15 protein-coding genes are annotated in these 14,206 nt (G+C 63.8%); 7 read left to right on the top strand and 8 right to left on the bottom strand.

All coding sequences use genetic code 11. The features are described 5' to 3' along the window. The first annotated feature begins 2 nt into the window (after nt 1–2). Entirely contained in the window at nt 3–3,161 is a 3,159-nt protein-coding gene (locus BJI69_RS16115; RefSeq protein WP_046966771.1) for an error-prone DNA polymerase, read from the top strand. A gap of 219 nt (nt 3,162–3,380) precedes the next feature. Further along, a complete protein-coding gene (locus tag BJI69_RS16110) occupies nt 3,381–3,698 on the top strand; it encodes a hypothetical protein (RefSeq protein WP_046966770.1) in 318 nt (105 codons plus the stop codon). Between the two features lie 69 nt (nt 3,699–3,767). Here BJI69_RS16110 and BJI69_RS16105 read toward each other — a convergent pair whose 3' ends face one another. The 4 genes from BJI69_RS16105 to BJI69_RS16090 form a co-directional block, all read right to left on the bottom strand. Then, nucleotides 3,768–3,992, bottom strand: a complete 225-nt coding sequence (locus BJI69_RS16105; protein ID WP_046966834.1) for an RNA-binding S4 domain-containing protein — start codon at nt 3,990–3,992, stop codon at nt 3,768–3,770. A 32-nt stretch (nt 3,993–4,024) separates the two neighbouring features. Next, nucleotides 4,025–5,011, bottom strand: a complete 987-nt coding sequence (locus tag BJI69_RS16100; protein WP_046966769.1) for an MBL fold metallo-hydrolase — start codon at nt 5,009–5,011, stop codon at nt 4,025–4,027. Between the two features lie 64 nt (nt 5,012–5,075). Next, nucleotides 5,076–5,492, bottom strand: coding sequence for a ketosteroid isomerase-related protein (locus BJI69_RS16095; protein WP_046966768.1), 417 nt, complete (start codon nt 5,490–5,492; stop codon nt 5,076–5,078). 8 nt (nt 5,493–5,500) lie between these two features. After that, nucleotides 5,501–6,613, bottom strand: coding sequence for an S-(hydroxymethyl)glutathione dehydrogenase/class III alcohol dehydrogenase (locus BJI69_RS16090; RefSeq protein WP_046966767.1), 1,113 nt, complete (start codon nt 6,611–6,613; stop codon nt 5,501–5,503). 495 nt (nt 6,614–7,108) lie between these two features. On the opposite strand from BJI69_RS16090, the gene BJI69_RS22550 reads away from it, so the two are divergent. After that, nucleotides 7,109–7,267 carry a hypothetical protein gene (locus tag BJI69_RS22550; RefSeq protein ID WP_154670752.1) on the top strand — a complete coding sequence of 53 codons (159 nt, stop codon included), beginning with the start codon at nt 7,109–7,111 and terminating at the stop codon, nt 7,265–7,267. A 34-nt stretch (nt 7,268–7,301) separates the two neighbouring features. On the opposite strand, the gene BJI69_RS16085 is transcribed toward BJI69_RS22550, so the two are convergent. Both BJI69_RS16085 and BJI69_RS16080 read right to left on the bottom strand, forming a co-directional pair. Further along, complete coding sequence (locus BJI69_RS16085; RefSeq protein WP_071925005.1) at nt 7,302–7,811, bottom strand: DUF6496 domain-containing protein; 510 nt, start codon at nt 7,809–7,811, stop codon at nt 7,302–7,304. A gap of 302 nt (nt 7,812–8,113) precedes the next feature. Beyond that, on the bottom strand, nt 8,114–9,433 hold the full coding sequence (locus tag BJI69_RS16080) for an Nramp family divalent metal transporter (protein ID WP_078023515.1): 1,320 nt from the start codon (nt 9,431–9,433) through the stop codon (nt 8,114–8,116). A 104-nt stretch (nt 9,434–9,537) separates the two neighbouring features. Between BJI69_RS16080 and BJI69_RS16075 the strand changes: the two genes are divergently transcribed. The 3 genes from BJI69_RS16075 to BJI69_RS16065 all read left to right on the top strand — a co-directional run bounded on the left by BJI69_RS16075 (nt 9,538) and on the right by BJI69_RS16065 (nt 11,380). Then, entirely contained in the window at nt 9,538–10,146 is a 609-nt protein-coding gene (locus BJI69_RS16075) for a flavodoxin family protein (protein WP_046966765.1), read from the top strand. A 103-nt stretch (nt 10,147–10,249) separates the two neighbouring features. Continuing rightward, nucleotides 10,250–10,435, top strand: a complete 186-nt coding sequence (locus tag BJI69_RS16070; protein WP_046966764.1) for a CsbD family protein — start codon at nt 10,250–10,252, stop codon at nt 10,433–10,435. A 45-nt stretch (nt 10,436–10,480) separates the two neighbouring features. Further along, entirely contained in the window at nt 10,481–11,380 is a 900-nt protein-coding gene (locus BJI69_RS16065; protein ID WP_046966763.1) for a YihY/virulence factor BrkB family protein, read from the top strand. Here the strand turns inward: BJI69_RS16065 and BJI69_RS16060 are convergent. Together BJI69_RS16060 and BJI69_RS23070 are read right to left on the bottom strand one after the other, a co-directional pair. After that, nucleotides 11,349–12,479, bottom strand: coding sequence for an acyltransferase family protein (locus BJI69_RS16060; protein ID WP_046966762.1), 1,131 nt, complete (start codon nt 12,477–12,479; stop codon nt 11,349–11,351). The two genes, BJI69_RS16065 and BJI69_RS16060, sit on opposite strands and share 32 nt — an antisense overlap. Before the next feature lie 76 nt (nt 12,480–12,555). After that, nucleotides 12,556–12,684 carry a hypothetical protein gene (locus BJI69_RS23070; RefSeq protein ID WP_280136186.1) on the bottom strand — a complete coding sequence of 43 codons (129 nt, stop codon included), beginning with the start codon at nt 12,682–12,684 and terminating at the stop codon, nt 12,556–12,558. A gap of 151 nt (nt 12,685–12,835) precedes the next feature. Here BJI69_RS23070 and BJI69_RS16055 point away from each other — a divergent pair, with 151 nt between their 5' ends. Further along, nucleotides 12,836–14,200 (top strand): amidohydrolase family protein, encoded by a 1,365-nt coding sequence (locus BJI69_RS16055; protein WP_052767079.1) that lies wholly within the window; start codon nt 12,836–12,838, stop codon nt 14,198–14,200. Nucleotides 14,201–14,206 lie beyond the last annotated feature (6 nt).

The following is a 14,206-nucleotide window of genomic DNA, read 5'->3' as shown; positions in this document are numbered from 1 at the left end:
CCATGCATCCCTTCGAACTACCGCCTCCCGCCAACGACGGGGATGTCCCTGCCCCCGCCTATGCCGAACTGCATGCATTGAGTGACTTCAGTTTCCAGCGTGGCGCGTCCAACGCGCGCGAACTGTTCGAACGTGCGAAGGACATCGGGTACGACGCCCTGGCCATGACCGACGAGTGCTCCCTTTCCGGCATCGTGCGAGCCCTGGAGGCGTCGCTGGAAACCGGCCTTCCCCTGATCGTCGGCAGCGAGTTCCGCCTCGATGATGGCACCGTCCTGGTGCTGCTGGTGGAGAACCAGGCGGGCTACGCCGAGCTATGCCGGCTCATCACCCTGGCCCGTCGGCGCGCCCGCAAAGGCCACTATGAAGTACGCCGAACGGACTTCGAGCCGATGGCCGAAGGCCTCTGCGTGCTGTGGATCCCCGGCCCCCTGGCCGCCACCGATGCCGCCTTGCACGACGACCGCGCGCGCTGGGTGGCCACCCATTTCAGTGGCCGCGCATGGCTTGCCGTGGAGCTGCATCGAAGCCAGCATGACGATGTCGAACTATCCGCCCTGCGCGAACTCGGCGCACGTCATGCGCTGCCTTGTGTCGCCGCCGGCGATGTCCATATGCACCTGCGCCGGCGCCGCGTCCTGCAGGACGTGATGACGGCGATCCGCCTCAATCGTCCCGTCGCCGATGCGGGTCATGCCCTGTTTCCCAACGGAGAGCGCCACCTGCGCCGGCGCGAGACCCTCGCACGCATCTATCCCGCTGACCTCATTGCCGAGACACTCATCGTGGCCGCGCGCTGCACCGGTTTCGACATCCGCAAGATCAACTACGTCTACCCCCGCGAACTGGTGCCCGAAGGCATGGACGCGCCGGCCTACCTGCGTCAGCTCACCTATGCCGGCGCCGCCACGCGCTGGCCCGAGGGCATCCCCGAAAAGCTGGTCGAACGCATCGAGACGGAGCTGATGCTCGTCGGCAAGATGCAATACGAGGCCTTCTTCCTCACCGTGCAGGACATCGTGCGATTCGCCCGCTCACGCGACATCCTCTGCCAGGGGCGCGGCTCGGCCGCGAACTCCGTGGTCTGCTTCTGCCTGGGCATCACCGAGGTCAATCCGGCGCAGACCTCCACCCTGTTCGAGCGTTTCATTTCCATCGAGCGCGACGAACCGCCGGATATCGACGTCGATTTCGAGCATGAACGCCGCGAGGAAGTACTGCAGTACGTCTTCAACAAATACGGGCGCGAACGCGCCGCGCTCGCCGCCACCGTGATCAGCTACCGGCGCAAGAGCGCCGCCCGCGACATCGGTCGCGCGCTCGGGCTGTCCGAAGACCAGCTCGACCAGTTGAGTCATGCCTACTCACATGCCCATGGCGACGTGCCGATCACCGTACGCCTGCAGGAGCGTGGCTTCGACATCACCAGCCGGACCATCCGCCAGCTGGTCGTGCTGGTGGAGGAACTCAACGGCATGCCCCGGCACCTTTCGCAGCATGTGGGTGGCTTCGTCATTTCCGACACGCCGCTGCATTACCTCGTTCCCGTCGAGAACGCGGCGATGGACGATCGCACGATCATCCAGTGGGACAAAGACGACCTCGAAACGATGAAGCTGCTCAAGGTGGATTGCCTGGCCTTGGGCATGCTCACCTGCATGCGCAAGGCGATCGACCTGCTGCGCCTTCACGGTGGCAAGGATTACCGCCGTCTCGCCGATATCCCCATGGAAGATGGACCTACTTACGACATGATCCAGAATGCCGACACCGTCGGCGTTTTCCAGATCGAATCGCGCGCGCAGATGTCCATGCTGCCGCGACTGAAACCGACGTGCTATTACGACCTCGTCATCCAGGTGGCGATCGTTCGGCCCGGCCCCATCCAGGGCGGCATGGTCCATCCCTACCTGCAGCGGCGAAAGCTTCACCCCAGCGAGATCGTCTACGAACATGACGTGCGGCCCGTGCTGGAGCGCACGCTCGGCGTGCCGATCTTCCAGGAGCAGGTCATGGCGCTCCTGCAGGTCGTCGCGAAATTCACGGCCGGCGAATCGGACGAATTGCGCCGCTCCATGGCGGCGTGGAAGCGCCGTGGCGGGCTGGAGAAATTCGAGCCGAAGATTCGCCGCAACATGGCGGAGAACCTGTACTCACCCGAATTCACCCAGCAGATCATCGACCAGATCAAGGGCTTCGGCAGTTACGGTTTTCCCGAATCGCATGCGGCCGGCTTCGCCCTGATCGCCTATGCCTCTTCTTTCATGAAATGCCACCATCCGGCGATCTTCACCTGCGCGCTGCTCAACAGCCAGCCGATGGGTTTCTATGCACCGGCGCAACTGGTTGCCGACCTGCGTCGGCATGGCGTGGAAGTACGTCCGCCGGATGTCACCAGCAGCGACTGGGACTGCACGCTGGAGCCTTTGCCAGGGAAAGCTGGGGCGATCAAGACCACGCCCTTCGCCCTGCGCCTGGGGCTGCGTCTTATCGGCGGCCTCTCTGCCGATCTCGGCACACGGATCGTCACCGCACGCACGGCAGCACCCTTCCGCGACCTGGCCGATCTCGCCCGGCGCGCCGGAATGAACCGCTTCGAGCGCGAACGCCTGGCCGACGCGGGCGCCTTGCGCGTCCTCAGCGGCCATCGCCATCGGGCACGCTGGGAGAGCTCCGGCATCGAGCGCACGCTGCCCTTGCTCGATAACGTCGCCGAGGAACGCCCCACCCTGCGACCGCCCACGCTCGCGGAAAATGTCTTCGCCGACTACGCCACCCAGGGCCTCTCGCTCGCCGCGCATCCACTCGGCCTGATTCGCAAGAACTTGCAGGCCAGGCGTGTGCGACGCGCCAGCGACCTCGAAAACACGCGCAACGGAGCCTGGCTGCGCCATGCCGGCCTGGTCACGGTGCGCCAGCGTCCACAGACCGCCAGCGGTATCACCTTCGTCACGCTGGAAGACGAAACCGGCCAGGTCAACGTGATCGTGCGACCCAAGGTGGCCGAAGCCTGTCGCCAGGCACTGCTCGATGCGGTGCTCCTCGCGGTCGATGGGCAGTGGCAATCGATCGATGGCGTGCGCCATCTGATAGCGAATCGTCTTCACGATTTCAGTGACCTGCTTCCGTCTTTGGGCTCGGTCTCGCGCGACTTTCATTGACGGGCGTCGCGCTCACCCGCCGCGTCTCACGCCGTCACTTAACGAACGCTAATTTTCACCTGAACGAACGCCTAGGAAATGCTGCGTTGCAAGAGCAACGTTCATCGAAAAAGGGATAGCTTCTGCACCACGCACTCAGTCCGGGTTACCGGTGAGCGATGCCTACGCGCCGGGTATCGCAATGTTCCTATCGGCGCCACAAGTTCCAGGAGCTACGTCATGCGCAACACGAAACTGATCCTCGCGATGCTGGCTGGTTGTACCGTCATGAGCGGCGCGGCCTTCGCGCAGGATGCCGCCCAGAAAGCCGACAAGAGTGCCACGCCCACGCAGACGAGCAGCGATGCGATGAAGTCGGGCACCTCCGACACGTCGGCCACGTCCTCGGACAGCTCGATGAAGTCCGGTGACGCCATGAAGTCGGACGGCGCCATGAAGTCCGATGGCAGCATGAAGTCGACCCACAAGAAGGCGCACAAGAAGGCGGCCACTGGCGACACTGCGGCTCCGGCCAAGTCGTCCTCGTCGGGCATGTAATGCCAGGCGCATGAACGAAAAAACCCGGCGCCGCGAGGCGCCGGGTTTTTTAATGCGCGAATCCGACGCTCAATCCTCTTCGGGCAACACGCTGATTTCTTCATCGCCAAACTTGACCAACTGGCCAGCGCGGACCTTATGCGTCTTACGCAGCTCGACGACACCGTCGACCGTCACCAGGCCATCGGCGACGAAACGCTTGCCTTCGCCACCGCTTCCGGCGAGGCCGGCAAGCTTCAGCAGCAGGTTGAGTTCGACGTAGTCGCCTTCGAGGCGGAATTCATGAAACGACATGATGGGCGGCTTTCGGTTGATCGGGTCCACCATTAGAGCGCAATTCGGCCGCCGATGTTGAGGAGCATGAAATCGTCCTCCGTCAGGCCCGCCTCGGCCAGGGCCTCGCCGAGCAGCCGGGGCGGCTCGTCCAGTTGGTCATCGGCCAGCTCGAACACACCCCAGTGAATCGCGATGGAGCGCTTGCAGCCGACATCCCGATGCAGTTGCACGGCCTGTGCGGGGTCGACATGCTGCCCCTGCATGAACCAGCGAGGAGCATAGGCCCCGATAGGAATGGCCGCCAGATCGATCGGACCCGCCCGGCGACCGATCTCGGCAAGCTTGTCGGAATAGCCCGTATCGCCCGCGAACCAGAAACGAAAGCCCTGATGATCCATGACCCAACCGCCCCAGAGTGAGCGGTTACGGTCCCACAAGGTTCGCGCGCTCCAGTGACGCGCCGGCACGAAGGTGAACATCGCACCCCGGACCTCGGTGCTCGCCCACCAGTCCAGCTCACGCACGTTGCCGATACCGGCCTTGTCGAACCAGCGCTTCAAGCCGAGAGGCACGAGGAAAACAGCCTGGGGAAAGCGCCGGGCGAGCGCATGCACGGTCGCGCTGTCGAGATGGTCGTAGTGGTTGTGCGAAATGACCACCACATCGATGGCGGGCAGGCCAGCCACGTCGACGGGAGTCATCGTGCGGCGCGCGGGGCCGGCGAACGAGAGCGGCGAGGCACGTTGCCCAAGCACGGGATCGGTGAGGACGGTAAGACCCTGGTGTCGGACCAGGACGGTCGCGTGGCCAAGCCACCACGCTGCATCCTGGTTGCCACTGACATCCGCGGCCTGGCACCAGCGTCGGGCGAAGGCTTCGTAGCCGGCCTCGGGTGGACGGGGGAGCTGCTGCTCCTTACGCTCCTTGCGCCAGCGTTTCAGGCCGCCGGGCGGCCGAATTTCCGGTTCAAGGTTGCGGAATCCTTCCGGCGTATGGTGTTCCTTCGAACGGTCGAAGTACGGGTTCGTCCAGGGCATGCTCAACCTTGAGAGGGCAACGGGTCGAAGAAGACCTGCGGCCCGTTGCCTGCCCGTTCAAGGCTCAGTCGACGTCGATCCGACGTATCTGGGCGAGCCAGTCCTCGAGGTTGTAATAGTTGCTGACCCGCAGGATCCTGCTGTCGGCGATCTCGAAGAAGGCGCCTCCAGCCAGTGCATACGACTGCCCCTGGGCTAGGGGCAGTCCTTCGTCGGTGGCCCTGTACACGCCGTGGATCATGTATTCCGCGGCGCCCCGGCTGCCCGTGTCGTTTGTCATCACGACCACGTTTTTCAACTGCTCGTCATAGCTCACGGTCGTTCGCTTGAGGAAGGCCGCAAAGCGCTCTCGCCCGACTTCACGGCCGCTCTGGTTGAGGTCATGAATGACGTTCTCGTCCAACAAGGCCAGCATGCCTGGCCAGTCAGCGCGGTTGAACGCCTCGTGGTAGCGGCGGATCAGGTCGATCGATGCATTCATCGGCAAGCTCAATAAATAATGACGGAGCGGATGGCCTTGCCCTCGTGCATGAGGTCGAAGGCGCGATTGATGTCTTCCAGCCCCATCGTATACGTGATCATCGGGTCGATCTTGATCTCACCACCCATGTATCGATCGACATAACCGGGCAACTGGCTGCGCCCCTTCACGCCGCCGAACGCGGAACCGCGCCAGACGCGCCCGGTCACCAGCTGGAACGGGCGCGTGCGAATCTCCTGGCCGGCACCCGCGACGCCGATGATGATCGATTCGCCCCAGCCCTTGTGGCAGCACTCGAGCGCGGCGCGCATCACCTCGACGCTGCCGATGCACTCGAACGAATAGTCGACGCCGCCATCGGTCAGATCGACGATGACCTGCTGGATCGGGGTATCCGGGTAGTCGCGCGGATTGATGCAGTCGGTGGCGCCCAGCATCTTCGCCATCTCGAACTTCGACGGATTGGTGTCGACGACGATGATGCGCGACGCCTTGGCCATCACCGCGCCCTGCACGACCGACAAGCCGATACCGCCCATGCCGAAGACCGCCACGGTCGAACCCGGCTCTACCTTGGCCGTGTTCAGCACGGCGCCAATCCCCGTGGTGATCCCACAGCCGAGGAGGCAGACCTTCTCCAGCGGCGCTTCCTTGCTGATCTTCGCCAGGGAAATCTCCGGCAGCACCGTGTACTCGCTGAAGGTGCTCGTACCCATGTAGTGAAGCAAGGACTTGCCACCCAGCGAGAAACGCGAGGTACCGTCCGGCATCAGGCCCTTGCCCTGGGTGAGGCGGATCTTCTGGCAGAGATTCGTCTTGCCCGACAGGCAGAACTTGCACTCGCCGCATTCGGGCGTATAGAGCGGTATGACGTGGTCGCCAGGCTTGAGCGACGTCACGCCCTCACCGACCTCTTCCACGATGCCACCGCCTTCATGGCCGAGGATGACCGGGAAGGCGCCCTCCGGGTCGTCGCCCGACAACGTGTAGGCGTCGGTGTGGCACACACCGGTAGCCACGATGCGCACGAGGACTTCGCCCGCCTTCGGACCCTGAACATCGATTTCTTCGATGGAGAGCGGCTTTCCGGCCTCCCAGGCAACGGCGGCGCGAGATTTCATGGTGGAACTCCTCGTACAAAAGCGGTCAAACCGGCCCTGGGCCGGGGGGATTGTCGATTCTAGCTGAACGAACGCTCACGCCCTACGTGGCGACACGCTCGCCCCTGAGTTAAACTTGGGTTAACAGATGGGGCGCAAACGGCGAACGAAAGGGCACAGCAAGAAACCCGTAACACCGCCGCAACCGCCCGGATGTATTTTTTTTTGAACCTTTTGCTTACACCCGCTGTCCAAGCTTTTAACGCTTGAAGGCCCTTGTAAAGCCAGAGGGCGCCCATAGAAAGGGCTGCATAGGAAACTGGTTAGTACAGAAATTAAGCCCGGACGGGGCGTGACGAAAGACTAGCGAGCCTATTGTTCACCAAACGAAACGGACCAGTCGCTCAGCGCCTCACTACCGGCCTGAAGCCGCGCAAGGTCCACGCCACGCCAGAGACCGGCGGCGCGGCGTCAGACGATTGATTACCGGTCCCGTTAAAGACTGGGAGAGACGATATGAATGAGCTTCGCAACGACTACGGTATTTCGACCTTCGAATTCTCCAATGGCTACCTCGCCGCCGACACGGCCGGCATGGACCTGTTCGGCGGCGAAATGGACGGCTATGACTGGCTCGGCGAAGTCGCCAGCCGTCTGAGCGGCGACGCTCTCTGATCGACGGGCCCGCAGCACGCGGGCCCCATGACGATCAGGATGCCTTCCTTGCCCTGGTCCGCGCCGCCTTCTTGGCGGCGGCTTTCCTTCCCGTAGCACCCTTGGTATGCGCCGCCTTCTTCGCGGCGGTCGAGCGGCTGCTCGCCGTGCGTCTGGACGCGCTTTTCTTCGCCTGCGCCGATAAGGCCCGCTTCGACACGGCCGCCGTTCCTTCACGCTTCAACGCCTTGGTCGTCGCCCGCTTGCGTGCGGTGGATTTCTTCGCCGCGGTCCCGGACGAGCGCTTTCGCGTTGCGGGCTTGGTGTCCTGAGCCGCCTTTTTCTTTGTCGCCGCACTGGCGGTCTTCGCGGGTCTGGCCTTCACGCCATCCCGCCTCGCCTTCGACAGGCCGATGGCGATCGCCTGTTTTGCCGACCGCACACCGTGCTTGCCCTCGCGCACATGGTCGATCTCTTCCTTGACGTATTCGCCGGCCTGGGTGTTTGCCGATTTTCCCTCGCGCTTATCCTTCCGTGCCCTGGCAGTGGTCTGTTTCTCAGGCATGACTGGGAGTCCTCCGGATTCAGGGGATGCGAATATCCAGCGCCTCGGGCGCCGGCGGCTTGGGGACGCCATCGTCTTCCGGATCGTCGGGATGCGGGGGACGCTCCTGGGGACGATCCCGCATCGGATCGGTACCAGGGGTCTCCGGCCTGGGATCCTTCGGCTTTTCTTCCGGGATCACCGGTGAAGTGCCAGGCGTTTCCGGAACGGGGGGACTTTGCATCGGCATCGCATCAGGGTCCGGGGATGTCGTCGGTTCACGAGACTGCGCGGCACGATGTGATGCATTTGTCAGCCCGATGTCACGCCAGATTGAACACCTGGGCGACCAGCCAGAGATTGGCTGCCGAAATCACGGCGAAAAGAAACCATGCCGAGCACGACACGAGGCGACTGTTGGCAAACACGCCCATGAGCCGGCGATCGTCGGTGAAGCGGATCAGCGGATACATGGCGAATGGCAGCTGGAGGCTCAGGACCACTTGGCTGGCCACGAGCAAAGCGCCGATCGCACGATCGCCCATCGTCACCACGCCAATGAAGGCCGGGATGATGGCCAGCCCTCGCGTGATCAGCCGCCGCTGCCAGCAGGGAAGCTTCATCTGCAGGAAACCGTCCATGATCACCTGCCCGGCGATCGTCCCGGTAAAGGTCGAACTCTGACCGGAGGCGAACAGACCGATCGCGAAGGCCAGGGCGGCGACGGTGCTTCCGGCGATCGGCGCCAGCAGCTGGTACGCATCGGAGATGTCCGCCACGTCGGTACGCCCGGTGCGATGGAAGGCGGAGGCGGCCACGATGAGGATCGACGCGTTGATGAGCAGCGCCAGCCCCAGCGAGGCGACCGTGTCGACCCGCGTGAGCCGGATCGCCGCACGTTTGCCCTCGTCGCCCGACACGGCGCGCGTCTGCACGATGGAGGAGTGCAGGTAGAGGTTGTGCGGCATGATCGTCGCGCCGAGGATGCCGATGGCCAGGTATAGCGGCTCGCGCGACGACAAGGCGTGCAATGACGGAACGAAGCCCGCCGCTACCGCCGCCCAGTCCGGTCCAAGCAGGAACAGCTGGACCACGAAACAGACGCCGATCGTGCCGACCAGACCGAGGATGATCGCTTCCACCCGGCGAAACCCCTGCCCTTGCAGGCCGAGCACGATGAAGGTGTCCAGGGCCGTCAACGCCACACCGACAGGCAGGGACACGTTGAACAGCAGCTTGAAGGCCAGTGCACTGCCCAGCACTTCGGCCAGGTCGCAGGAAATGATCGATATCTCCGCAAGCACCCACTGCACCCGGCCCACCGCCTTCGGATAACGCTCGCTGGACAACCGCGCGAGATCCTTGCGCGTGGCGATACCGAGCCGCGCCGCCAGGCACTGCAGGAGGATGGCCGCGAGGCTGGAAAGCAGGACCACGAAGAGCAGCCGGTAACCGAAGCGCGAGCCGGCCTCGATGTCCGTCGCCCAGTTGCCCGGATCCATGTAACCCACGGATACGAGCAGGCCGGGCCCAGCGAAACGTGCGGCCTTCTTCCACCACGGCAGTTCCGCGGGGACCACGATCGAGCCGGCGACCTCGGAGGGACAGAACGGCGCGGTCGCCGTCTTAGGTAAGGAAAACATGGGCGTCATGCTAACCAAAGAGCGCCGCGTCGTATGCACCTGAAGACGACGCCCATTGCACGTGCGTGGCCCCACGGTGTGATCTTTCCATCGGAGAGACCACCATGCCGCTGAAAGCACTGGGACTGAACTGCACGCTGTCGCCGTCGCCCAAACCGTCGTCGACCCAGAAACTGCTCGACCAGCTGCTGGACGGCTTGAGCAAGCACGGCGTTGGAACCGACAGCCAGCGCGTGGTGGACCTGAATATCAAACCCGGCGTGAAGCACGACGAGGGCGCGGGAGACGACTGGCCCGGGCTGCGCGAGCGGATGATGGCGGCCGACATCCTGGTGATCGCTACGCCGATCTGGATGGGGCAGCCATCCAGCGTCTCCAAGCGCGTGCTCGAGCGCATGGATGCGATTCTCGGTGACATCGGAGACGACGGCCGTTACCCCACGTTTGGCAAGGTCGCCATCGTGGGCGTAGTGGGTAACGAGGACGGTGCGCACCACGTGACCGCCGAGCTGTACCAGGCGCTGGCGGACGTCGGTTTCACCATCCCCGCGGGAAGTTCGGCTTACTGGGTGGGCGAAGCGATGAGTGATACCAATTACATCGACCTCAAGAAGACACCGGAGAAAGTCGCCAGCACCATCGCCACCCTCACCACCAACGCGGCACACCTGGCGAAGATCCTGAAGGCGTCGAACTATCCTGCGCCACCTTGAACGAGTGAATGCCAGCGCACGAACGTTTCACGCGTCTGTAATGCCGTAACCGCTTAGATCGATCCCGCTGCGAATCGCGCAGAGTCTGGTGAGGAACTCGAACATGGACAAGAATCGCACCGAAGGCACGAAACACGAAGTCAAAGGCGCCGTGAAGGAAGTGGTGGGCAAGGTCACGGGCAATCACGCCAAGGAAGCCGCGGGCAACATCGAAAAGAATGCCGGCAAGGTCCAGAAGGAAGTAGGCAAGGCAGCGGACAAGGCACGTGATTCCGATCGTCATCATTGATCTGGCTGCGCGGGAGACCATCGCGGGCTCCCGCGCCCCCTGACCATGTCCCTGCGCCGCTGGTTCGACCTCGCGACCAAGTCCGTCCGCACTGCGATCGACGGCTTTACGGACGACGAGTTGATGACCCGGGCCGCGGCGCTTTCCTTTTATTCGGCCCTGTCCTTCGCCCCCCTGCTGGTGCTCCTGTTGTGGGTATTGGCGGCGCTCCGGCCGGAATGGCAGAACGACCTTGTCGACAGCCTGACCAGCGTGATCGGCGCGCAAGGCGCCGGAGCCGTCAAGCTGGTTATCGACAACGCCCAGCAACGTCCCCACCTGGGCAACGTGGTCGGTCTCATCGGCCTGATCATCACGCTGTTCAGCGCGTCGGCCGTATTCACCCAACTCCAGTCGACCCTCAATCGTGTGTGGAAGCTACGAGCCAAACCGGGTGAAGCCGTGGTCGGATGGCTGCGTACGCGCGCCCGCGCTTTCGGGTTGCTCGTCGGCATCGCCTTCCTGCTGATCATCTCGTTTGTCATCAATGGCCTGATCAAGGCCATGATTCCGGGCGATACCACGGCCTGGCAACTCACCGAGGCGATCATCTCCTTTGTCGTTTTCGCCGTCGCCTTCGGTGCCATGTACCGCGTGCTTCCCGATGCGCAGATCGCGTGGAAGGACGCGACACGCGGAGGCATCCTCACGGCAGTCCTGTTCGCCGCGGGTAAGTTCGTCATCGGTCTTTATATCGAACACGCATCCGTTGGCGGCGCGTATGGTCCGGCCGGCGCCATCGTCGTCCTGCTCACGTGGGTGTACTACGCGTCGATCATCGTGCTGCTCGGCGCCGAACTCACGCGCGGGCTCGCTGTGGCGCGTGGCGCGAAAATCAGGCCCGCCGAGCACGCCGAAAGCTTTGCCGACGAGGTCACACCGTCGCGGCCACGCGAGCAGACCTGAGCATGCGAGTGCGCAGGGCGCGATTGGCCGGCTCCGACAGGTATCGAGACACGAGCCAGCCGAGCAGCCAGCACAGGCCGATCGCGGGCAGGTACCAGAGCCAGCCCCTTGCCGTGTCGGTCCCCGTCATCCTGGCCACGCCCACCAGCGAGAACACCACGAACATGTGCGTGAGATAGATTTCATAGCTCGCCTGCCCCATCGATCGAAGCCACGCGGTACCGGGTAGCGCACGGCCTCCTTCGGGCGCGGCGAGTATCAGGCATACCGCCCCACCGATCAGCACGAGCAGATAACCCTCGTGGACCGCATGCCACAGCCAGCCTCCCGAGAACATCACCACGAGCAGTGCCAGCACGCCGATGCCCGCGAGGCAGCGCCGGGTCGGTGGCGAAAGCGCGCCGCGGCGCGCGAGGAACAGCGCGGCGAGCACGCCGGCCGCGATGGCCCCCATCCCCGGCAGATAGGCTTTCTCCTGCCAGATTTCGTTGTTTACGATGGCAGCGCGGGTAAAGGGCACCGAGACCACCAGCAAGAGCAACAGCGGGACGATCCACCGCGTCCTGCCCAGGCCCAGACAAACCAGCGGAAAGCCGAGATAGAAGACTTCTTCGATCGAGAGCGACCAGAGCACGTCCCACCCGCCAGGCAACCAACCCGTATGCCCCTCATAGACGTTCAAGGTAAAGGTCAGCGCGGACAGCGTGGCACCGGCTGGCGATTGTCGGGTCTCGTCGATCACGTAGTTGGGCACACCTGACACGTGACAGACCAGCAGGAGCCCGATGAGGCCGACGAGACAGGGCACGATGCGCGCCGCGCGGCGAACGTAGAAGCCGCGCCAGTCGATGGTCGCGAGGCTGCCGTCACGCTCCAGCGTGTGGCGGGTGATCAGGAAGCCGGATATCGCGAAAAACAGGAAGACGGCTTCGTAGCCGTTGAAGATCAGCCCCTTCAGGACGAGCGCCGGTACCCAGGCCACGGCTTCCGTCTTATGTAACGGAAGCCGCAGGCCCAGGTGGTGGATCACGACAAGGACGATACTGAGCCCGCGCAGCGTGTCGATACCGGGGCTGCGCGGCAAGGTCGATCGGGACATGGTCACTTCCGCAGGGGATCACGGAAGCTTATACGACAGTACGCCCCAGTTTGGCGCGGGTGAGATCGGGAACGGGTCAGGTGCAACCGCGCACGAGGAAGATCAGGATAAGGACGGGAATCGGCACGCCCAGAACCCAAAGAAGGATGTAACCGATACCGCCACGCTGCTTGTCCGCGACGGGGGTGATGTTTTTCTCTTCCATTGCACGATGCTCCGGGGGTGGATTGGGTACGGAGATTCGGCTGCTCGACGTGCACCGCATGTGACAACCGCGCTACGACGGATTTCGCAACGACGCGGCCTTCGCAACTCGTGCATTATTCGTGACGGGCCACCATCAGGAAGGACGTCCCATGACCCTGCTCCGCCCCACCCTGCTCGCTCTTGCCCTGGCCGGAGCCACCGGCTACGCCAACGCCGCCGTCGTGATACGCGGGGCACGCGTCATCGACGGCACAGGCGCCCCGCCGCGCGAGGACGTCACCATGGTGATCGACGGCGACCACATTTCACTCATGGGGCCAGGGCTGCGCGCCAAGATGCCGGCAGGCACGCAGGTCATCGACTACACAGGCAAAACCATCATTCCCGGGCTGGTGTCCGACCACGGGCACATCGGATCGGTGGATGGCACCAAGAGCGGTCTTCCCGCGCTCTACACGCGCGACAACAGCTTGCGCCAGTTACGCCAGTGGCGGGCCTACGGTGTCACTACCGTGACCTCGCTCGGCGTGAACAATCCCGACGTCTTCTATCCCCTGCGTGCCGACCTCCATGCCGGCAAAGCAGACGGGGCCGATCTGTTCGGTGCCGACCGCGGGATCGGCGTACCCAACGGCGCACCGCCGGCCAAGATGATGCAGGCAGGACCGAGCCAGCTCGATCGGCCCACCACGGCGGAAGAAGCCCGTGCCGATGTGGACGCGGCCGCAGCGCGTGGGACGGACCTCGTCAAGATCTGGCTGGACGATTTCAACGGCAGCCTGCCCGTCAAGATGAAGCCGGAGATCTGGCACGCCGTGATCGACGAAGCCCATGCGAAGCACCTCCGCGTGGCCGCGCACGTCTACTACCTGGACGATGCGCGCCAGTTGGTCGATGCGGGGGTGGACATCCTCGCCCACGGCGTTCGCGACAAGCTTGTGGACCAGGGCTTCATCGACGCGATGAAACAGCACGGCACCTGGTACATCGCCACGCTCGACCTCAACGAAGCCGCGTTCGTCTATGCACGTCATCCCGGGTGGATGGACCAGCCGTTCTTTCAGCATGCGGTGCAGCCCGATCTCGCCCGTCAGTTCGCCGACGGTGCCTGGCGCGACAAGGTGAACAACGATGGCTCGACGCCGGTCAACGAAGAGGCGTTGCAGGTAAACCTGAAGAACCTCAAGACCCTCCACGATGCCGGGGCGAACATAGGTTTTGGTACGGACGCCGGGGCCATGCCCTTGCGCATTCCCGGCTTTGCCGAGCATCGCGAACTGGCACTCATGGTCGATGCCGGCCTGACCCCGCTGCAGGCTATCCACATCGCGACACAGAGCGCCGCGCAACTGCTCGGCCTGGACGACCGTGGCGTGCTCGCCAACGGCAAGCGAGCCGACTTCATCGTGCTCGACAAAGACCCCTCCTCCAACATCGAAGCGACCACGACGATCGATGCGGTGTGGCAACGCGGTCGCCAGGTGGCGGGCCGCGTCGACGCCTTCAAGCCCTGAGTCGGC

Source organism: Luteibacter rhizovicinus DSM 16549 (assembly GCF_001887595.1).
Classification (GTDB): Bacteria; Pseudomonadota; Gammaproteobacteria; order Xanthomonadales; family Rhodanobacteraceae; genus Luteibacter; species Luteibacter rhizovicinus.
This window is presented reverse-complemented; position numbering and strand designations above follow the sequence as displayed.